Source organism: Arthrobacter sp. B10-11, from assembly GCF_033142195.1.
Lineage (GTDB): Bacteria > Actinomycetota > Actinomycetes > Actinomycetales > Micrococcaceae > Arthrobacter > Arthrobacter oryzae_C.
On record NZ_JAWMTH010000003.1, the window covers coordinates 384,143 to 404,068 of the forward strand.

The window sequence follows — 19,926 nt, forward strand, 5'->3', positions numbered from 1 at the left end:
CACTATGGGCGGGCACCGGCTCTTCTTCTGTGCTGCTAAGCCACTAAGGACCTAAGCCAGCAGCGAAGGCTTCAGCTGCTGCAGCCTGCCCAGCAGGCCGTTGATGAACGACGGCGATTCGTCCGTGGACAGCGTCTTGGCCAGGGCTACGGCCTCGCTGACGGCCACGCCGTCCGGAACGTCGTCGTTGTAGAGCAGTTCCCACGTGCCGATCCGCAGGATGATACGGTCCACCGAAGGCATGCGCTCCAGTGTCCAGCCCTGGGAGTAGGTCTCCAGGAATTCATCGATCGCAGCCTGGTGGGACACCACGCCTTCGACAATCTCGAGCGTGTAGGGGTTGACGATCTGGTCGGTCTTTTCACGGCGGGACCGCAGCACATCAAAAGCCGAGAGGGAGCGTTGCTCCGCCTCGAAGAGAACATCCAGGGCCCGGTTACGGGCCTTACCGCGGGCGCTCACTAGTCGTTGACCCGGCCGAGGTAGCTGCCGTCGCGGGTGTCGACCTTCACCTTGGTGTTGTTCTCAACGAACAGCGGCACCTGGATCTCGTAGCCGGTTTCCAGCGTTGCCGGCTTGGTGCCTGCCGAGGAGCGGTCGCCCTGCAGGCCCGGCTCGGTGTAAGTGATTTCGAGCACGACGCTCGGGGGCAGTTCAATGTACAGCGGGGTGCCTTCGTGGATGGCGATGTTGACCATCTGGTTTTCCAGCATGAAGTTGGTGGCGTCGCCTACCGTGGCGCCGGAGACGGTGATCTGGTCGAAGTCCTGCGTGTCCATGAACACGAAGTCCGCGCCGTCCTGGTACAGGTACTGGTAGTCGCGGCGGTCAACAGTGGCAGTCTCGATCTTGAGGCCGGCGTTGAACGTCTTGTCGACCACCTTGCCGGACATAACATTGCGCATCTTGGTGCGGACAAAAGCGCCGCCCTTGCCCGGCTTGACGTGCTGGAACTCGATAATGTTCCAGAGCTGGCCCTCAAGCTTCAGCACGGTTCCGTTCTTGATGTCGTTTGTGGTTGCCACTGGTATCCTCTGGTTTGTCTCTGACTGCTTTAGCTGCCAGCCGGTTATGTCACGCAGGCGCGCCGAAAAGGCGGCCAGCGAGTATTTGTCAAAAATCCAAGAACCATTCTACCGGTAATGCCGGCGGACTCCTGCGTCGGCCGCTACGAGGCCATTTCCAGGACGTTCCGGGCCCGTTGCAGTGCGACGGTGGATGAGTAGATCAGCGCGGCGTCCGCGGCCCCGGCTACACGCAGGTCCAGGGCTTTGGCGAACTCCTCGACGGCGGCCGCGGTGTTGCCCCCGGCGTAGAGGGCGCGGCCTAGGTGCTGGTGCGCGAGGGCCTCCAGCCCGGTTCCCTGAACCTCGGCCAGGAGCTGGCGGTAAAGGTCCACGGCCCGGTCATAGCGCTTGGACACCCGAAGGACTTCAGCTTCAAAGGCGCGCAGCCGGAAGGACTCGGGATCGTTGTAGCGGGCTTCGGCCAGGAGCTCCGCGGCGTCGCCGGCATGGCCTTCGGCCAGGAGGACCATGATGCGGTCCGCCGGATCGGAGGATGCCTGGAGCGCGGAGTTGCAGGCTTCTTCGTTGACGATTCCCGGCATCAGGGTGTCCGGGTTGATCTTGATGCCCGGGAACCCCGCATCCGGCCACTCGCTCGTTCCGCCCATGGCGTCCATCATGACGTCGCTCATCATCAAGAGGCTATCTCCTGGTAGGCGGCGAACAGCAGGGACGTGTCCGGTACATCGAGGATTCCCGGGCGGGCAACGCCGTCGAGCACCACAAAACGCAAGAGGTCGCCCCGCGACTTCTTATCGCGCCGCATGCCGTCCAGGAGTCCCTGCCAGCGGTCCCGGCGGTACGTGATGGGCAGTCCCAGCGTTTCCAGGATCGTGCGGTGGCGGTCGGCGTCGGCATCGCTGAGGCGCCCCACACTGCGGGCGAGTTCGGCAGCGAACATCATTCCCACGGACACGGCAGCGCCGTGCCGCCAGGAATACCGTTCCACAAGCTCGATTGCATGGCCCAGGGTATGGCCGTAATTGAGGAATTCCCGCCGGCCCGTTTCCTTGAGGTCCTCGGATACGACGTCGGCCTTGACGGCGATGGCCCGTTCGATGAGCTCGCGCAGGACCGCTGACTGCGGATCGGTGACGGCGGTCGGGTCCTTTTCGATAAGGTCCAGGATGGCGGGATCTGCGATGAACCCGCATTTGACGACTTCGGCCATCCCGGAAATCAGTTCGTTCTTCGGCAGGGTGTTGAGCGTGTCAAGGTCCGTGAGGACGGCGGCGGGCGGGTGGAACGCGCCCACCAGGTTCTTGCCTTCGGCTGTGTTGATGCCGGTTTTGCCGCCTACTGCTGCGTCCACCATGCCGAGCAGGCTGGTGGGCATGTGGATGACCTTGACTCCGCGGAGCCAGGTTGCGGCCACGAACCCCGCGAGGTCGGTGACGGCGCCGCCGCCGACCGCCACCACGGCGTCGGACCGGGTGAAGTCGTTTTGTCCCAGGACCTGCCAGCAGAATGCGGCGACCTGGATGTGCTTGCCTTCTTCGGCGTCGGGGATCTCGGCGGTGAGGGCGGTGAATCCGGCCGAGGCCAGTTCATCGCGGACAGTGTCGCCGGTGAGCCGGAGGGCCCGGGGGTGGATGACCAGGACGCGTTTGACGCGCTCCCCCAGCAGTTCCGGAAGGCGTTCGAGCAGGCCGCGGCCCACAACGACGTCGTAGTTGTCAGCGGCAGTCTTGCCGGTGACTTTGATGACGGTTGATTCGCTACTCACTTTTCAACTTCCTTTGTTGCGGCCACTGGCTCCGCCGCTGCGGTCTGCGCCGCCGCGTACCCGCGCAGCGCCTCTTCCAGCCGATGCCCCAGATCCGCCACGGACCCCTTGCGGACATCGAAAACAAGATCGGCAAGCCGTTCGTACACGGGCTGCCGGGTGGCAAACAGCGCACGCCAGCGGCCCATGGCATCGCCGGCCAGGAGCGGGCGGCCGGAGTTCCGGGCAATGCGCTCGGAAACGGTGTCGGCGTCGCACTCAAGGTAGACAACGGTGCACCTGCCCAGCAGTTGCTGAGTCCCGGAGTCAAGCACCGCTCCCCCGCCGAGGGAAATGACGGTGGCGGTATTCTGCGCCTCTTCGATGACCCGGGCAACGGTCCGGGCCTCAATCTCACGGAACGCACGTTCGCCACGGGCTGCGAAGATGTCCGGGATCGTGCCGTGGTTTTCCACGATCACGACGTCGGTATCGACAAACGCCGCCCCAAGCTGCTGTGCCAGCTGATGGCCGATTGCCGACTTGCCGACAGCCATGGGTCCGATAAGGGCGATGGGCCGCGATGGTGCGGCGCCGTTCCTGCTGCTGACGGGCACTACTGGCCGATCGAGTCCAGGGACGCCGGAATGTTGTCCAGGTAACCCTTGATGTTTCGAGCGGTCTCCGCGACCGAATCTCCGCCGAACTTCTCCGCCACTGCCTCGGCAAGGACCAATGCCACCATGGCCTCGGCCACGACCCCGGCGGCGGGAACGGCGCAGACGTCCGAGCGCTGATGGTGCGCCTTGGCGGCTTCCCCGGTGCTGACATCGATGGTTTTCAGGGCTCGCGGAACGGTGGCAATGGGCTTCATGGCGGCCCGGACGCGCAGCACGTCGCCGATGCTCATGCCGCCCTCGATGCCGCCTGCACGGTTACTGGTGCGGATGATCCGGCCGTCTGAGTCCTTGACGATTTCGTCGTGGGCGGCAGAGCCCCGGCGGGAAGCGGTGAGGAAGCCGTCGCCGACCTCGACGCCCTTGATGGCCTGGATGCCCATCAGGGCGGCGGCCAGGCGGGAGTCAAGGCGGCGGTCCCAGTGAACGTAGCTGCCGAGTCCGGGTGGAAGGCCGTAGGCCAGCACCTCCACCACGCCGCCAAGGGTTTCGCCTTCCTTGTGCGCGGCATCCACCTCGGCCACCATGGCGTCCGAAGTTTCCCGGTCGAAGCAGCGGAGCGGATCCGCATCGAGGGCGATCACGTTGGCAGGCACGGGCAGCGGGCGCCCTTCTGGGACGGCAACGCTGGCGATCGAAACCGTGTGGCTGACCAGTTCGATGCCCAGTTGCTTGAGGAACTGCGACGCCACCGTTCCCAACGCAACGCGGGTGGCGGTTTCACGGGCACTGGCGCGCTCCAGTACGGGCCGCGCTTCGTCGAAGCCGTACTTCTGCATTCCGGTGAAGTCGGCGTGGCCGGGGCGCGGCCGCGTCAGCGGCGCGTTGCGCGCCTGGTCGGCGAGGACCTCGGGGGCCACGGGGTCCGAAGCCATGATCTGCTCCCACTTGGGCCACTCGGTGTTGCCCACCTGGATGGCCACCGGACCGCCCTGCGTGATGCCGTGGCGCACGCCGCCCAGGACGGTCACGACGTCCTGTTCGAACTTCATCCGGGCACCGCGGCCGTACCCGAGGCGCCGGCGGGCGAGGGCATCGGCGATCTGGCTGCTGGTGAGTTCCACACCGGCAGGGACGCCTTCAATTATTCCGACCAGTGCCGGTCCATGGGATTCACCGGCAGTCAACCAACGCAACATAAAATCCATCCTGCCACGTAGGGCGGTTAGAACACTCGTCGAGGTGCCCCGACTGCGTCACACATCACATCTATGACTTCGGCCGTGACGTCATCGCCAAGGCCGCTGAAAAACCGGACCTGCTCCACTGCCTGATACAGCAGCATCTCCAGTCCGGGGACCACGGCGCCTCCCCCGTCGCGCCAGACTGAGGCAATGCGGCTGGGCCAGGGGTCGTAGGCGACATCCAGCAGCACTCCCGGGGTCAGGGTCCGGAGGCCGGCCAACTCCTCCGCCAGGGCATCGGCCCCGTGCGGCGGGAGGGTGGAAATGACGACGTCGGCGGCGGCCATGGCGGGTGCCGCGCCGGAGAGCGGGAGAATGCGGACCGGAAGGCCCACGCCCTCCGAAGCGGCCCGTGCTTCCGCAGCACGGCCCACGTCGCGGACGTAGATATCGGCGGACGGCGCGCCCAGATCCTTGAGCGCTGCGATCGCGGCCGCGGCAGTTCCGCCGCCGCCCAGGACCACAGCTGACGGTGCGGACACCACGCCGGCATGGCGCACGGCGTTGACGATCCCTGCGACGTCGGTGTTGTAACCGACCCGGCGGACGGCCGGACCGTCGGCTTCAAACACAACGGTGTTGACCACACCGAGAATGCGTGCCACGCCGCGGACCTCGTCCACTTCGGAGAACATGGCGGTCTTGAGCGGCATGGTCACGGACAGTCCGCGCCAGCGTGGCTCGTTGCGGGCTGCGGCCATGAAGGCCGGAAGGTCAGCGACGGTGACGTCGATGGCGGAATACTCCACGTCCACGCCCAGGCGGGCGTAGGCGGCACGGTGGAGCGCCGGGGACTGCGAATGGCCGATCGGGTGCCCTAGAACGGCAGCCTTCAAGGTCACGTGCAGCGGCCCGCGTTGGCGGCACACCATGCGTTGTACTGCTCCACGTAGACGTTGTGCTCAGCCAGCGTCTTGGAGAACTTCGTCTCCTTGGTGTCCAGGTTGATGGTCACCCAGTACATGTATTCGTTCGCCTTCGGCTTCGCAGCCGCATCGATGGCATTCTTGCCCGGCGAGCCGATGGGTCCCACCGGGAGCCCCTGGTTGGCGTAAGTGTTGTACGGGTTCGACTTGTCAGCCTTCTGGTCCTCATCGATGTGGAAGCTCTTGATCCCCAGCCCGTAGGTCACCGTGGCATCGGACTGGATCAGGCCGGCCGTCTCGGTGTTGTTCGGCTTGAGGCGGTTGTAGATGGCACCGGCGACGTCGCCGTACTCGGCCTGGCCGCCTTCAGCCTGCACGATGCTGGCAACCGTCACGACGTCGTACTGCTTCGCGGGATCGGTCACACCCTGTGCCTTGAGCTCGTCGACTGTGGTGGTCACGAGGTTTTGGAGGATCTCCTTGGCCGGCGTTCCCACCGGGAAGCGGTGCTCGCCGGGCGCGAGGTAGCCCTCAAGGTTCTTGGCCTTCTCCGGCAGCCCGAACTGGGCCGGGGAGTCGCTGAGGGCCTGCAGCTCCGCCACCGGGATACCGGACCCCTGGGAGATGGCCTGCAATGACTCGCCGATCCGCAGTCCGGCGCTCAAGGCAAAGTACATGACCTTGCCTTCGCCCTGGCCCAGCAGCACGGCCACGGCATCGGAGTTCTTCATTTCCTGGCGGAACTGGAAGTCACCCGGGGCAATGGTGCCCCCGGACGCGGTCAGCTCGCGCAGGAAGGTGTCCGCATTGGCGACAACCTTCTGGTCCTCGAGCTTCGTGGCGACAGACCTCGTGCCTTCACCGGGCTCGACAGACACATTCACTTCCCCGGTGCCGGGGCCGGGGTAGTCGGCAATGGTGTCCCCGCCGAGCAGCGGTTTCAGGAACTGGGCGCCCACCACCAAGGCGGTGACGAAGACCCCGAGCGTCAGCAGGAGCGCGAACCACCTGCGGCGGCGGCGGACCTTCTTGGATTTGGCAGGGGCAGCAGCGACAGACCCGGCTCCGGCCATCAAAGGGTGGTCCGGTTCGTCAAAGTGCTGCTCGGAGTGGTGCTCCGCTGCATAGACGCCGGCATCCTCGTAGACGTGGTGTGCCTCGTCCTCGTGGTGTACCGCGTAGTCCGGGTGGTCCACGTAGGCGGGGTGCCCTGCGTCGTCCGGGTGCGCGACGTCGGGGTGCCCGGCATAGGCGTGATCCGCAGCGTAGGTGTGATCCGCGGCGAAGTCAGGCTGACCGGCTACGCCGTGCAACTCAGCATGCGGGTCATGGGCGTCCGGCCCGGCATGCGGGTCGCCCTCCGCGGAGTCTTCTTGGTGCACGGGTTCCTCCTGGTGCGGCGGCACGTAATGGTGCGCGGGTTCGTCCTGGCGCAATTCCTCGTGCGCCAGCGGCGTGTGGTGCTGAACAGCGTCGTGCTGAACTGCGTCATGGTGAAGTGCGTCCTGCTGGACAGTGGGCGGTTCCGCCGGCATGGCGGGAGGAACCTGCGGCGAAGGGCCGGTTTCGAACGCCTGCGGCGGCACGACGTCATTGCCTTCGGTCGTCAGGGATTTTTCCCTGGCCCGAATTTCCTTGCGCGTCAGCTGACGTCCGGAGTCACTGAATTCCTCACCCGAGGACTCGTCGCTGTTGACCGGGCTCACTGTAGCCTTCCATTTTCCGAAGATTGCACATTGATTCCTGAGACGGCCTGCTCAGCGTCTTCCGCTGCGGCGTCTCCGGAAAGCCCCGGCCGGGAAGCAGCAATTACGCGGCTTCCCACATCCGTTCCCCTGGCTTTTTGCATGTCGATTGCGTGCTGCAGAATTCCTGCGGCGGCAACCTGATCCACTACCTTACGGTGATTCCGGCTGCTCATGCCAGCTTCGTGCAGGTTGCGGTGGGCGGTCACCGTGCTCAGACGCTCGTCAATAAGCTGTACCGGAATGTCAGAACCACGGCCCGCAAGTTCCTGTGCCAACAGCTCCGCGTAGTCCGTCGCCATCCTGGCCGACGCGTGCTCTTCGCCCTTGAGGGTACGCGGCAGGCCAACGAAGACCTGGACGGCGCCAAGCTCGGCGGCCAGGGCCGCCAGGACACGGACGTCCGTGTTCTTCTTAGCGTTCCTTTCCAACGTCTTCAACGGTGTGGCAAGGATGCCGTCGCGGTCGCAGACGGCAACGCCTACGCGGACGGTGCCCACGTCCACCCCCAGTTTGATGCCCTGGGGGTAGGCGCCGGATGCAGCAGATTGATTCACGGGTCGGCTATCGCCTCGTGATGGCGTCCACGACGGCGGTCAGCGCCGCCGGCACCTTCGCGGCGTCCGTGCCGCCGCCCTGGGCGACGTCATCCTTGCCACCGCCGCCTCCGCCGAGAATGCCGGCCGCGAGCCGGACGAGGGCTCCTGCCTTGACGCCGGCCGCACGGGCGGCCTCATTCGTGGCAACCAGGATTACGGGGCGGTCATTGCTGACGCCCGCCACCGCGACGGCGGCGGCCTCTGAGCCAAGCCGGCTGCGCAGGTCGAGCGCCAGTCCGCGGAGGTCGTCAGCGCCGCTGACCTGTCCGGCGTCATGGGCAATGACCTTGACGCCGGCGGCGTCCGTTGCCGTACCGACCAGCTGTGCAGCGGCAGCGGTCAGCTGCTCCTTGCGCAGGCGCTCCAGTTCCTTTTCCACGGTCTTGAGCTTGGTGAGGGTGGTGGCGATGCGGTCTGCCAGCAGGCCGGACGGCACCTTCAGCATTTCCGTGAGCTCCGTGACCAGTGCACGCTCGGCGGCGAGGTGGCGGAACGCCTCCATTCCCACGAAGGCTTCCACACGGCGGTTTCCGGAGCCTACCGACTGGTCACCGAGCAGGGACAGGCTGCCAATGAGCGAGGTGTTGGCCACATGGGTGCCGCCGCAAAGCTCGCGCGACCAGGCGCCGTCGATCTCCACGACGCGCACCTCGTTTCCGTAGTTCTCGCCGAAGAGCGCCATGGCACCGAGGGCTTTGGCCTCAGCCAGTGCCATGACCTTGGTCTCCACCTGGAAGTTGTTGCGGATGGCGAGGTTGGAAACTTCCTCGATTTCGGACCGGGTGGCAGCGCTAAGGCCCTCGCCCCACGCGAAGTCAAAGCGCAAGTAGCCGGGTTTGTTGTACGAGCCGCGCTGCAGCGCCTCCGGGCCGAGGATCTGGTGCAGGGCGGCATGCACGATGTGCGTTCCGGTGTGGGCCTGCTCTGCGGAGTGGCGCCGTTCGCGGTCCACCGCGGCCTGCACGAGCGAGTCAGCGCCGATTTCGCCCTCGCGGACGATCGCCTTGTGCACGCTCAGTCCCTTGACGGGCCGCTGGACATCCAGGACCTCGACGACGAAGCCGTCGCCCGTGATGAGCCCGGTGTCCGCGGCCTGGCCGCCGGCCTCCGCGTAGAACGGCGTCTCAGCAAGCACCAGTTCAATTTCCTCGCCCGTGGAGGCCTGGGAGACCTTGCGGCCGCCGGACAGGATGCCGCGGACCTTGGACTCGCCGGCGAGCTCCGTGTAGCCGGTGAAGACCGTCTCACCCCCGGCGAGCAGCTCCTGGAAGGCGCTGAGATCGGCGTGCGATCCCTTCTTGCCCTTGGCGTCCGCCTGGGCGCGCTGCCGCTGTTCCAGCATCAGCTTCCGGAATTCGGGTTCGTCAACCTTCAGGCCGGCCTCTTCAGCCATTTCCAGCGTCAGGTCGATCGGGAAACCGTAGGTGTCATGCAGGGCAAATGCGTCGGCACCGGAAAGCGGCTGGCCCGCTGCCTTGGAATCCTTGACGGCATCCTCGAGGCGGGCAGTGCCGGATGCAATGGTCCGCAGGAACGCCTTCTCTTCGGCGTAGGCGATCCGGCTGATGCGGTCGAAGTCGGTCTCCACCACAGGGTAGACACCCTTCATCGCGTCGCGGGATGCGGGGAGGAGATCGGGAAGGCAGGCCTTTTCGACGCCAAGGAGACGCATGGAGCGTACGGCACGGCGGATCAGGCGGCGCAGCACGTAGCCGCGGCCTTCGTTCGAGGGGGTGACACCGTCGGCGATCAGCATGAGCGCGGACCGGATGTGGTCGGCCACCACACGCATCCGGACGTCGTCGGTGTGGTGGGGATCGTCGGCGGATTCGGCGGAGGTGTATTCCTTGCCGGACAGCTCCGCGGCCTTGTCGATCACGGGACGGACCTGGTCGGTCTCGTACATGTTCTCGACATCCTGCAGGATCATTGCCAGGCGTTCCATGCCGAGACCGGTGTCGATGTTCTTCTTGGGCAATTCACCCGTGATGTCGAAGTCCACCTTCGAGCGCACGTTGTCGATCTGATATTGCATGAACACGAGGTTCCAGATCTCGACGTAGCGGTTCTCGTCGGCGATGGGGCCGCCCTCGACGCCATAGGAGGGGCCGCGGTCGTAGTAGATCTCGGAGCAGGGGCCGGCCGGGCCGGGCTGGCCGGTGGACCAGTAGTTGTCCGCCTTGCCCATCCGCTGGATCCGTTCGGCGGGCATGCCGGTGTTCTTGAGCCAGAGCTGCTCGGCTTCGTCGTCTTCTTCGTAAACGGTGACCCACAGCTTTTCGGGCGGCAGGCCGTAGCCGCCATCGGCGACGCTTGTGGTGAGCAGTTCCCACGCGAACTTGATGGCGTCTTCCTTGAAGTAGTCGCCGAAGGAGAAGTTGCCGCACATCTGGAAGAAGGTGCCATGGCGGGCCGTCTTGCCGACTTCCTCAATGTCGCCGGTGCGGATGCACTTCTGCACGCTGGTGGCCCGGTTGTAGGGCGCCTCTTCGCGGGCAGTCAGGTAAGGAATGAACGGAACCATGCCGGCCACCGTGAACAGCAGGGAGGGGTCGCTGGAGACCAGTGATGCGGAAGGCACCGCCGTGTGGCCCTTACTGACAAAAAAGTCGATCCAGCGCTTGGTGATCTCCTGCGACTTCATAACCTGGTTACTTACCCTTCTTGGTTCACGCGTTCTCCCGCGTGAAAGTTTGATTCAGATGGCAGTACCGAAATTCCGACTACTGCCTGTTTAATTCTCCCGCAACTGCGGCTAGCGCCGCACCACGTCCTGGGTGTCGATGCCCAGGGCTGCCCTGAGGTCGGACTCCCGTTCCTGCATGCCGTCCCGGACCGCGTCAGCGAAGTCGTAGATGCCATCGGCGAGCCGGCCCACTGCGCGGTTAAGGCCTTCGGGCCCAAGGGTGGACTGGGCTTCAGTGATCTTACGGAAGGCGATAACGCCAATGGCGACGCCGATTCCCATCCAGAGGATTCTTTTCATTGGGTGCTCCGTCAGGATTAGCGGCTGCGGCGGCCGGTGGCGGGTTTCTTGCGGGCGGACAGGGCGGAGCGGACTCCGTAGCTGAAGGCTGCCACCTTGATCAGCGGGGATCCCACGGTTGCCGCCACGAGGGAGGAAAGCGCGGAAATATTGGCCGAAGCGTCCGAGACGTTGGACGAGATGCCGTCAACCTTCTTCAGCTGCTGGTTGGTGGTGGAAACCGTGGCCGTGACTTCGTCCATGAGGGGTGTGGCACCGTCGCTGATCGAACGGATGGACGTCCGGACCTCGTCAAAAACCCGCCCGAGCTTCAGGATGGGCACGGCCAGCAGCAGCACCAGAAGCGCAAACACCCCTGCCGCGATCAGGCCGGCAATATCGCCACCAGACATAGACGTTCATCTCCTTGTGTTTCCGTGGAATGCTGCGGTTCCGCGCGGCATCATGGCCGCTCTTGCGGAACTCCCCCCAGTACCTTACATACAAAGAAGCCCGCGGCGCTTGCCACGGGCTTCTTTGTATACGCTGCTTTTAGTTAGCGTGCGTAGAATTCGACGACGAGCTGCTCTTCGCAGGTTACGGGAACCTCGGAGCGCTTCGGGCGGCGAACCAGGCGGGCCTGCAGGGCGTCAAGCTTGACGTCCAGGTAGGCCGGAACCTGGGGCAGGACGTCGCGGTGGGCGCCGGCTGCTGCAACCTGGAACGGAGGCATGGTCTCGCTGCGGCTGTGAACGTGGACCAGCTGGCCCTCGGAGACGCGGAAAGACGGGCGGTCAACGCGGATGCCGTCAACCAGGATGTGGCGGTGCACAACCAGCTGGCGGGCCTGGGCGATGGTGCGGGCGAAGCCGGCACGCAGCACGAGGGCGTCGAGACGCATTTCGAGCAGTTCGATCAGGTTTTCACCGGTCAGGCCCTTGGTGCGGCGTGCTTCTTCGAAGGCACGGGTCATCTGGGCTTCACGGATGCCGTACTGGGCGCGCAGGCGCTGCTTTTCGCGCAGACGTACTGCGTAGTCGGAGTCCTGCTTCTTGCGGGCACGGCCATGCTCACCGGGGCCGTACGGGCGGCGCTCCATGTACTTGGCGGCCTTGGGGGTCAGAGCAATGCCGAGTGCACGCGAAAGGCGTGCGGTACGGCGAGCACGAGTGTTGTTAGCCACTTGTGTCCTTCCAATATCTGCGGTGTGTCAGTGTTACTGGCCTCCACGATGGAGAGCATCGGCCAACCGCTGCCTTTTGCTACTGGGCACAGGCGTAACCTCATCAAAGAAACTTTGGTGGGATTGCGCGTCCGTGCCTTGCCAGACAACGAACTATCCTACCATGTTGCACACCCGTGCTCCCCCGGGAGCTCCGGGTCAGATCCGCGCGTGGACTCCGCGGCTGGCCGGCCGGCCGAAGGAAGCGGCGCCCAGGAACTCGACGGAGATGAACGGCTCGTTGCCCACTACCCACTCATCGTGGCCGGGAGGCAGCGTGTAGGTGTCGTTGGCATGGATCGTCGAACGGACGCCGTCGGAGGTTTCCACCTCCATCACACCGGAGACGCAGAATCCGAGGTGGTTGTGCTGGCAGAAGTCGGTTTTCTCGAACGGTTTGATGCTCTCGGACCACCGCCAGCCGGGGTTGAGGATCAGCCGGGCCACTGAGTAGTCGTTGACGGTGACAAGGTCGAATTCCGCCTTGTCGGGGCACCGCTTCTTGTCCGGGAGATCGAAGGACTTCACGGACACTGCTGTGACGAAATTTACGGACATGGGACACTACCTGAAAACTGGGACGGAGACGCATAAAGGTTGTGCCAAGCAAATTCTGTGCCGGCCGCCGACTTGGGGCCTGAGGATGCGAGTAACCGGCATTTGTGCGATGTCCCCCTCAAGGCACGCACGTCCAACAGATCTGTGCTGGCGTAATTCAACGTTAGCCCTCCCCCGCCGGAAGTCAACGGGGCGGACGCCGGCGGCCATTCGCCACGGCATTCCGGGTCCAGACGGTATCCCTCAGCCGCCGCGGATGATCTTCCGGAGCCGCTCCAGCCGGGTGGAAATGTCGCGTTCGGCGCCGTTGGCGGTGGGCTGGTAATAGTCCCGGCCCACGAGGTCGTCCGGCGGATACTGCTGCGTGGCCACGCCGTGCGGGGCGTCGTGCGCGTATTTGTAGCCCTTCCCGTGCCCGAGCTGTTTGGATCCCGGGTAGTGCGCGTCCCGCAGGTGGGCGGGGATGCCGTTGCCCAGTCCCGCACGCACGTCGGCGGTGGCCTTGTTGATGCCCATGTACGCGGCGTTGGACTTCGGTGCCGTCGCCAGGTGAACCACCGCCTCGGCAAGCACGATCCGCCCTTCGGGCATGCCGATCAGCTGCACGGCCTGGGCAGCGGCCACGGCGGTCTGCAGCGCCGTGGGGTCTGCCATTCCGACATCCTCCGCGGCTGAAATCACGATCCGGCGGGCAATGAACCTGGGGTCTTCCCCTGCTTCCAGCATGCGGGCCAGGTAATGCAGTGCTGCGTCCACGTCCGAACCGCGAATGGATTTAATGAAGGCGCTGGCCACGTCATAGTGCTGGTCACCGGCACGGTCGTACCTGACCGCGGCAACATCCAGGGCCCGCTCGGTGTGCCGCAGTTCCACTGTTACCGGACCGTCGTCGGCGTCGTCAGCATCACCGAAAGCCACCCCGGCGGCCGCTTCAAGCGCCGTCAGCGCACGGCGTGCATCTCCACCGGACAGACGGACCAGGTGGGCCAAGGCTTCCTCGCTGAGCTTCACCTTTCCGTTCAGCCCGCGTGCATCAGCGACAGCGCGCTGGACGAGTCCCTCGATGTCGGCATCCGTCAGCGGGCGGAGCGTCAACAGCAGCGAACGGGACAGCAACGGCGAGACGACCGAAAAGGAAGGGTTCTCCGTCGTTGCGGCAACCAGCACCACCCAGCGGTTTTCGACGCCGGGCAGCAGTGCGTCCTGCTGGGCCTTGTTGAACCGGTGGATCTCGTCGAGGAAAAGCACCGTGGTGGTCTTGTAGAGGTCCCGGGCCGTGAGCGCCTCGTCCATCACGCGCCGGACGTCCTTCACACCGGCGGTAATGGCGGAGAGTTCCACGAACTTCCGGCCCGGGCCCTTGGCGATCACATGGGCCAGCGTGGTCTTCCCGGTTCCCGGAGGGCCCCACAGGATGAGCGAGGTCGGTCCGGCCGGTCCGGCGGAGTCGGCTCCGGCGCCGGCGGCCAGCTGCCGCAACGGGGATCCTTGCCCCAGCAGGTGCTGCTGGCCAACGACGTCGTCCAGGGTCCGCGGACGCATCCGGACTGCCAGCGGGCTCCGCGGCTGCGTCCGGCCGGCGGCCAGCCCGGAAACCGCCGGCGCGGACGGCGCCGCTGTCCCGCCGTCGTCGTCGTCGTTATCCGGCCCCTGGCCAAAAAGATCATCCACATAGATAGGCTACGTCTAGTTCATGAAGCCACTAACAACGGAGAATCCCACGATGCCCGCACCAGAGTCCCGCGTGGCGTTCGTGTCGGGTGCGCGGCTGCCGGGGTGGGTGGCGCGCTTTGCCGCAAGCCACGGCACAGTCGGGGTGGAAGAGCTCGACGGCGGGCTGCAGCTGTCAGCGCCTGACGGCGCCGTGGCGCTGCTCCAGCCGCCGTGGCCGCCGGACGGCCGGCCGGGCCGCGGCAGCGATGCGGTGGAACGGCTGGCATCGCTGGCGGCACAGTCCCGGATGCTCGGTCTGGTGCTTGTCCGCCGCGGCGGATACTCCGTGGCGGCGGTCCGTGACGGCGCCGCCGTGGCCGCCAAGAGCGGCACCCGCCACATTCAGTCCAGAACGGCCGCCGGCGGATCATCCCAGCAGCGCTTCGCCCGGAGGCGCGCAAACCAGGCGGATGCCCTGGTGGAAGCGGTCGCGGAGCACGCGGAGCGGATCTTCGCCGAACAGCGGATCGAATACCTTGTGCCGGGCGGCGACCGCACACTCGCCGAGCAGGTCCTTGGCGCACCCGTGCTGAAACGCTACGCGGCGCTGACGCGGCTGCCGTTCCTGGACGTCCCGGATCCGCGCGCCGCCGTGTTGAAGCAGGCCGCGGCGGACGCCTGTTCTGTGCGGATCCTGGTGACCGACCCGGCTTAGGGCTTCCTACTCGTTGCCCACTCCTGCAACAGGGGCTCTCAGGCTACTCATCAGGTGGGCGCGGCCTCTCGAGAGTACGCGCGTGTAAAGAACAAGTAGTCACCACTCGTTTCTGTCGAATATTCCCAAAGTTAGACTCACCCCAATCAATTCGTCACAGGTCTCGATTAAAAGCGGGGGGTCGCTCAGTGAACGCTCTTATGAAATCAGCCACGCCGGTTTCACATAAGATCCGTTGCGGTGCTGTATATCGCCTCGCCTTTTATACGTCGGCAGGCTGTTTGCCGCTTATGGCAAGGGTTGCGCGATGAAAAGGCCACCTCGAATTACCGGTATCATTGCGGCAACCCTTGCCCTCCTGTTTACGGCAAATTATTTAGCCGGCGATCCAAGGGTTGCCTCCGCCGCCGAACCCGTGAATTTGGTCAAGAATCCCTCGCTGGAACTAGGCAACGGCCAGCCCACCTGCTTTAAGCCCTCAGGCTGGGGCACCCCCGGCAAGTGGTCATTCGCCCCGGGGCGGAACGGCGGTCGCTCCTATGGGGTGACGGTCACCGGGTACACCCAGGGGGATCGCAAACTGCTGCAGACAGAAAGCGTTGACTGCGCCCCGAAGGTCACCCCGGGACAAACCTACGAGATGGGCATCTGGTACAAGTCCACCGCGTCGGTGTCGCTCACCGTCTTCCGGCACACTGCGCAGGGGTGGAGCTACTGGGGCGACATCGAGCGGCAGGCGCCAGCGGCAGGCTGGACCCTCGCCGCCGCCACTACTCCGCTAATTCCTGAAGGTACGGATCAAATTGCCTTCGGCCTTTCCCTCTCGGCAAATGGGACGTTAATTACCGATGACTATTCATTAGTGCAAAATGTGGTCACTGAACCGGTGCCGAACACGGGGCAACTTGTTGTTAATGGCAACTTGGCCGCAGGTGCACAAATGCCTACCTGCTTTAGCGTTGGAGGCTGGGGAAATCGCCAGTTGACTTCTTCGCTTTCCACCGATGTGCCCGCTAATTCAACCGTCGGCACCCGGTCGCATGATCTGACAATTGCTTCCTACGTTTCCGGCGACGCGAAACTCATTCAGTCGGAGCAGACCGGCTGCGCCCCCGCCGTCGTACCTGGAGCGCAATACGACCTCAAGGTCGATTACAAGACATCTGCCGTTCCGGGCACCAACCTCACGGTCTTCGCTCACACTGCCACGGGCTGGCAATACTGGACCGACCTGAAGACGTTGCCGGCCAGTGCGGCCTGGACCACGGCCCAGGCCCGGACCCCGGTGACACCCCAAGGCGTGGACCGGATCTCGTTTGGTTTGTCCCTCAGCGCCAACGGTTCGCTGAAGACCACCAACTACTCAATGGTCAAGTACGACCCTTCACCGCCGCCGGTTGCCGGCGGACCGGAACTCGTGGGCTCGTGGGACGTCCTGACCACCCAGCTCCCCATCCGCGCCATCCATTCGACGCTGCTTCACGACGGGCGCCTGCTGCTGATCGCGGGTTCGGGGAACGACGGGGCAGCCTTCACGGCGGGATCGTTCAAGGCCGTGGTCTGGACACCGAGCACCAACGCCTTCAAGGACGTCCCGGTCCCCTACGACATGTTCTGCGCCGGCCACGTCACCCTTCCGGACGGCAAGGTCCTCCTGGCCGGCGGCACGGAAGCCTTTCCGGGCAGCACTGACGGACCCACCGCCTTCAAGGGCGCCAAGAAGAGCTACTACTTCGATCCGGCAGACGACCAGTTCCACCAGATCGGTGACATGACCGGCGCCCACTGGTACCCGTCGCTCACCAAGCTGGGTAACGGCGATGTGTGGTCCGCCGGCGGAATCGACGACCAGGCCAAGGGAACCGTCCTGACGGAAATGTTTGACACCTCGGCCATGGATTGGCTGCCGCAGAACGAGGTCCCGCAGACGTGGAGCTACTGGGGCACCTACCCGCACATGTTCCTGCTGGACGACGGCAAAATGTTCTACACGGGCGGCCACACGTTCGGAAACGGCCTGCCCGGCACCGGCGCCAGGGTATACGACTGGACCACGGCCCAGATGTGGGACGTCCCGGGGCTGCGGCAAAAGGACATGAGGGACCAGGCCGGTTCCGTCTTCATCGGGCCCGCCCAGGACCAGAAGCTGATGATTGTGGGCGGCGGCAATACTGACGGGAACGCCCCGGGCATCAACCTCGTGGACATCATCGACTTCAAGCAGGCAGCACCCGCATACGTCCCCGGCCCGGATCTTCCCGGGCCCGGCAAAACGTACGTCAACCTGGTCAATCTTCCGGACCGGACGGTGCTCGCGGCGAATGGCGCGCAACTGAACCGCGCCGGCAACGTGCAGACCGCTTCCCTGTACAACCCCGTCAGCAACTCCTGGAAGGAAATCGGGGCTGATCCGGTGGGGCGCAACTACCACTCGACATCGATCCTGCTGCCCGACGGCAAGGTGGCCATCCTGGGTTCGAATCCGCTGGACAACTCCTTCGAGCTTCGGATCTCCGTCTACAGCCCGCCCTACCTGTTCAAAGGCACGCGCCCCACGGTCACTGCCGTTCCGGGATCGGCAAACTACGGCCAGACCATCGAGCTGGGAGTCACGGGCAACGTCTCCTCCGCCTCCCTCATGTCGCCGATGTCCGCAACCCACCAGACGGACACCAACGCCCGCCTGGTAGATCTTCCCATCGCGGGAACCGGCGGCAGCCGCACAGCGCAGATACCGGACAACCCGAACCTCCTGCCGCCGGGACCCTACATGCTCTCAGTCCTCGATAGTAACGGCGTCCCCAGCATCTCCAAGTGGGTGTGGATCTCATGATGAATCTCAGGAAAGTGGACCGGCGCACGCCAAGCCGCCGCAAGCGCTGGACCACGGTGCTGGCCACTTCGGGCCTTGCCGTGGCGGCGGCCGTGACCTGGGGCGGAATGTCCGCCGTCTCCACCGTGGCGACTGTCGATGCTGCGGCACATCTGACCGCGGCCCCGGCGGAACCGCTGCCGCTACCGGTACCGGTACCGGGGTCAGTGTCTGGCGGGACAGCCGGGCCCGCACACCACGACTCCGCCGCCCGGCAGGCAGACCGGCCTGAAGCACTCCCGGAGAGTGCACGCAACGACAGCACTGCGGCGGGCCGCGCTGATGAAGCACCCGGGATCGGCAACAAAGCTGAGGTTCCACTCAGTGAGGCAGCAGGAGCCGAGGTCGGTCCGGCAGCGGGCGCCAGGCGCGACGGCCGGGACCGTTCGTCCGGCCTCACAGAGCAGGCAGCCGTGGACCCGGCCGCGGTGCTGGGCTCCGGGGACGTTTCCCTTGGCGGCTGCCTTCCCCAGTACGGCGCGGACGGCCAGTGCCTGCCCGCTGTTCCGCCAAGCCAAAGCCAGCATCTCCAGGACATGAAGAGCGCAGGCATCGATCCCGGTTCGATGGCCCACGACTGGAACTGCGCTGAAGTCCGCGAGTACTTCCCGAATGGCATCGTTGTCCGGCAGGTAAGCGTCGACCCCCAGAAGCTGGACCCGAACGACGACGGAATGGCCTGCGGCCCGGCCGACTGACCACAGCGCTGCTGACCGCCTGAGTTTCACCCACCAAGCCATCCCGAGCCCGCCACCTTTCATTGGAGCTACCCCATGCCTGTTTCCGTGCTGGCCAGCGCCCTGGTCGTCCTGATTGCATTGGCGTTGTTCGCCATTGCGTTGTCCACCCTCTACCTCAATACGTATGCGTGGTGGGATCCCAAGACCCAGATCCGCACGTCCTACTCGGGCCTGCAGGAGTCGGAAGCGTGCTCCTTCTCGCTGATCATGCCGTGCAGGAACGAGCGGGAGGACGTCATGCGGGCAACCCTTTCCGCGCTGCTGGCCCAGACGCATTCCCGCAAGGAAGTGGTCATCTCGGTGGGTCATGACGATCCGGAAACCGTTGAGACGGCGTACAAGCTTGCCCGTGAGTATCCGGACCACGTCCGGGTCAGCGTGGACGTCAGTGAAACCAAGAACAAACCACGGCAGCTCAACAAGGCGCTATCCATGTGCCGCAACAGCGTGGTGGGTGTGTTCGATGCCGAATCGATCGCGGCTAAAGAGTTGCTCGCCCACATTGACAGCGTCTTCGCGACGAAAAACGCAGACGTCGTCCAAGGGGCCGTCCAGCTCATCAACTACCGTGACACCTGGTACTCACTGCGTAACTGCCTGGAGTACTTCACCTGGTTCAGGTCCCGGTTGCATGCCCACTCCCGGCAGGGATTCATTCCCTTGGGCGGCAACACGGTGTTCATCAAGCGTGAGCTCCTCAACGAGGTCCGCGGCTGGGACGGGAACTGCCTTGCCGAGGACTGCGACCTAGGGGTCCGGCTATCCACCCTCGGCCGGAAGATTATCGTTGCCTACTCCCCCGAACTGGTCACCCGCGAGGAGACTCCGGACACCCTCAAGGCCCTGGTGCGCCAGCGGACCCGCTGGTCGCTGGGCTTCATGCAGGTTTTCGCCAAAGGCGACTGGAAGAACCTACCCACCCGGAAGATGCGTGCCATTGCCTGGTGGACCCTGATGCAACAGCACTTCATGGCTTTCGCCGGCGTCTGCATTCCCGTGGCAATCTTCGCGGCAGTGTGGGGCGGGTTCCCGCTCGTTGTTACGCTCGTGGCCTTCCTTCCCCTCGTCCCCACCCTGGCGACGATTGCTTTCGACATCTGCATGCTCCAGGAGTTCGGCCGGGACCATAAGTTCACCATCACCTGGTACGACTACCTGCGCCTCATTGTCGGCACACCCCTCTACCAGCTGGTGCTTGCGTTTTCCGCCCTGCGCGCCCTGCTCAAGTTCATCCGCCGCGACTTCGGCTGGGAAAAGACCGACCACTCCGGCGCGCATCTTTCCTACCTCGAACCCGCAGCGGCCGTCACGGTCCGTCCCTAGTTTCACCCCCGTCCGTCCCTAGATTCGAAGCAACC

Annotated in this window: 19 protein-coding genes; 4 read left to right on the forward strand and 15 right to left on the reverse strand. The window is 64.9% G+C overall.

All coding sequences use genetic code 11. The features are described from left to right. Positions 1–51 precede the first annotated feature (51 nt). From nusB to RW112_RS11760, 15 genes are all read right to left on the reverse strand, one after another. Positions 52–462, reverse strand: coding sequence for a transcription antitermination factor NusB (gene nusB / locus RW112_RS11690; RefSeq protein WP_011692113.1), 411 nt, complete (start codon positions 460–462; stop codon positions 52–54). Continuing rightward, entirely contained in the window at positions 462–1,025 is a 564-nt protein-coding gene (gene efp / locus RW112_RS11695; protein ID WP_028267136.1) for an elongation factor P, read from the reverse strand. The genes nusB and efp overlap by 1 nt, the downstream gene beginning before the upstream one ends. Before the next feature lie 143 nt (positions 1,026–1,168). Then, a complete protein-coding gene (locus tag RW112_RS11700; protein ID WP_411709905.1) occupies positions 1,169–1,687 on the reverse strand; it encodes a tetratricopeptide repeat protein in 519 nt (172 codons plus the stop codon). A 14-nt stretch (positions 1,688–1,701) separates the two neighbouring features. Next, positions 1,702–2,793 carry a 3-dehydroquinate synthase gene (gene aroB / locus RW112_RS11705; protein ID WP_317781908.1) on the reverse strand — a complete coding sequence of 364 codons (1,092 nt, stop codon included), beginning with the start codon at positions 2,791–2,793 and terminating at the stop codon, positions 1,702–1,704. Next, entirely contained in the window at positions 2,790–3,329 is a 540-nt protein-coding gene (locus tag RW112_RS11710) for a shikimate kinase (protein ID WP_317781909.1), read from the reverse strand. Before RW112_RS11710 ends, aroB begins: the two co-directional genes overlap by 4 nt. Positions 3,330–3,388: 59 nt before the next feature. Next, positions 3,389–4,588, reverse strand: coding sequence for a chorismate synthase (gene aroC / locus RW112_RS11715; protein WP_317781910.1), 1,200 nt, complete (start codon positions 4,586–4,588; stop codon positions 3,389–3,391). Between the two features lie 26 nt (positions 4,589–4,614). Further along, positions 4,615–5,475 (reverse strand): shikimate dehydrogenase, encoded by an 861-nt coding sequence (locus RW112_RS11720; protein WP_317782189.1) that lies wholly within the window; start codon positions 5,473–5,475, stop codon positions 4,615–4,617. Further along, the gene (gene mltG / locus RW112_RS11725; RefSeq protein WP_317781911.1) at positions 5,472–7,205 is read right to left on the reverse strand and encodes an endolytic transglycosylase MltG; all 1,734 of its coding nucleotides are present in this window, start codon (positions 7,203–7,205) and stop codon (positions 5,472–5,474) included. The genes RW112_RS11720 and mltG overlap by 4 nt, the downstream gene beginning before the upstream one ends. Then, a complete protein-coding gene (gene ruvX / locus RW112_RS11730) occupies positions 7,202–7,801 on the reverse strand; it encodes a Holliday junction resolvase RuvX (RefSeq protein ID WP_317781912.1) in 600 nt (199 codons plus the stop codon). Before ruvX ends, mltG begins: the two co-directional genes overlap by 4 nt. Before the next feature lie 7 nt (positions 7,802–7,808). Next, positions 7,809–10,487, reverse strand: a complete 2,679-nt coding sequence (gene alaS / locus RW112_RS11735; protein WP_317781913.1) for an alanine--tRNA ligase — start codon at positions 10,485–10,487, stop codon at positions 7,809–7,811. 111 nt (positions 10,488–10,598) lie between these two features. After that, complete coding sequence (locus RW112_RS11740; protein WP_305941194.1) at positions 10,599–10,829, reverse strand: DUF6167 family protein; 231 nt, start codon at positions 10,827–10,829, stop codon at positions 10,599–10,601. Between the two features lie 17 nt (positions 10,830–10,846). Beyond that, positions 10,847–11,221, reverse strand: a complete 375-nt coding sequence (locus tag RW112_RS11745) for a DUF948 domain-containing protein (protein WP_011692124.1) — start codon at positions 11,219–11,221, stop codon at positions 10,847–10,849. Positions 11,222–11,364: 143 nt separating this feature from the next. After that, positions 11,365–11,991: a 30S ribosomal protein S4 gene (gene rpsD / locus RW112_RS11750; protein WP_078027880.1), complete on the reverse strand. Its 627-nt coding sequence runs from the start codon at positions 11,989–11,991 to the stop codon at positions 11,365–11,367. A gap of 198 nt (positions 11,992–12,189) precedes the next feature. Beyond that, positions 12,190–12,588 (reverse strand): cupin domain-containing protein, encoded by a 399-nt coding sequence (locus RW112_RS11755; protein ID WP_317781914.1) that lies wholly within the window; start codon positions 12,586–12,588, stop codon positions 12,190–12,192. 243 nt (positions 12,589–12,831) lie between these two features. Continuing rightward, positions 12,832–14,259, reverse strand: coding sequence for a replication-associated recombination protein A (locus RW112_RS11760; RefSeq protein ID WP_317781915.1), 1,428 nt, complete (start codon positions 14,257–14,259; stop codon positions 12,832–12,834). Positions 14,260–14,311: 52 nt separating this feature from the next. Here RW112_RS11760 and RW112_RS11765 point away from each other — a divergent pair, with 52 nt between their 5' ends. The 4 genes from RW112_RS11765 to RW112_RS11780 all read left to right on the forward strand — a co-directional run bounded on the left by RW112_RS11765 (position 14,312) and on the right by RW112_RS11780 (position 19,891). Next, the gene (locus RW112_RS11765) at positions 14,312–14,956 is read left to right on the forward strand and encodes an acVLRF1 family peptidyl-tRNA hydrolase (protein ID WP_317781916.1); all 645 of its coding nucleotides are present in this window, start codon (positions 14,312–14,314) and stop codon (positions 14,954–14,956) included. Positions 14,957–15,938: 982 nt separating this feature from the next. Continuing rightward, positions 15,939–17,789, forward strand: coding sequence for a galactose oxidase early set domain-containing protein (locus tag RW112_RS11770; RefSeq protein ID WP_317781917.1), 1,851 nt, complete (start codon positions 15,939–15,941; stop codon positions 17,787–17,789). Beyond that, positions 17,786–18,526: a hypothetical protein gene (locus RW112_RS11775; protein WP_317781918.1), complete on the forward strand. Its 741-nt coding sequence runs from the start codon at positions 17,786–17,788 to the stop codon at positions 18,524–18,526. The genes RW112_RS11770 and RW112_RS11775 overlap by 4 nt, the downstream gene beginning before the upstream one ends. A gap of 75 nt (positions 18,527–18,601) precedes the next feature. Beyond that, the gene (locus tag RW112_RS11780; protein ID WP_317781919.1) at positions 18,602–19,891 is read left to right on the forward strand and encodes a glycosyltransferase family 2 protein; all 1,290 of its coding nucleotides are present in this window, start codon (positions 18,602–18,604) and stop codon (positions 19,889–19,891) included. The last annotated feature ends 35 nt before the right edge of the window (positions 19,892–19,926 follow it).

Coding starts and splice junctions, on each gene's coding strand:
- RW112_RS11700 (WP_411709905.1), bottom strand. CDS start 1,687: ATGATGGACGCCATGGGCGGAACGAGCGAGTGGCCGGATGCGGGGTTC.
- RW112_RS11710 (WP_317781909.1), bottom strand. CDS start 3,329: ATGGCTGTCGGCAAGTCGGCAATCGGCCATCAGCTGGCACAGCAGCTT.
- aroC (WP_317781910.1), bottom strand. CDS start 4,588: ATGTTGCGTTGGTTGACTGCCGGTGAATCCCATGGACCGGCACTGGTC.
- alaS (WP_317781913.1), bottom strand. CDS start 10,487: ATGAAGTCGCAGGAGATCACCAAGCGCTGGATCGACTTTTTTGTCAGT.
- RW112_RS11740 (WP_305941194.1), bottom strand. CDS start 10,829: ATGAAAAGAATCCTCTGGATGGGAATCGGCGTCGCCATTGGCGTTATC.
- RW112_RS11745 (WP_011692124.1), bottom strand. CDS start 11,221: ATGTCTGGTGGCGATATTGCCGGCCTGATCGCGGCAGGGGTGTTTGCG.
- RW112_RS11755 (WP_317781914.1), bottom strand. CDS start 12,588: ATGTCCGTAAATTTCGTCACAGCAGTGTCCGTGAAGTCCTTCGATCTC.
- RW112_RS11765 (WP_317781916.1), top strand. CDS start 14,312: ATGCCCGCACCAGAGTCCCGCGTGGCGTTCGTGTCGGGTGCGCGGCTG.
- RW112_RS11775 (WP_317781918.1), top strand. CDS start 17,786: ATGATGAATCTCAGGAAAGTGGACCGGCGCACGCCAAGCCGCCGCAAG.
- RW112_RS11780 (WP_317781919.1), top strand. CDS start 18,602: ATGCCTGTTTCCGTGCTGGCCAGCGCCCTGGTCGTCCTGATTGCATTG.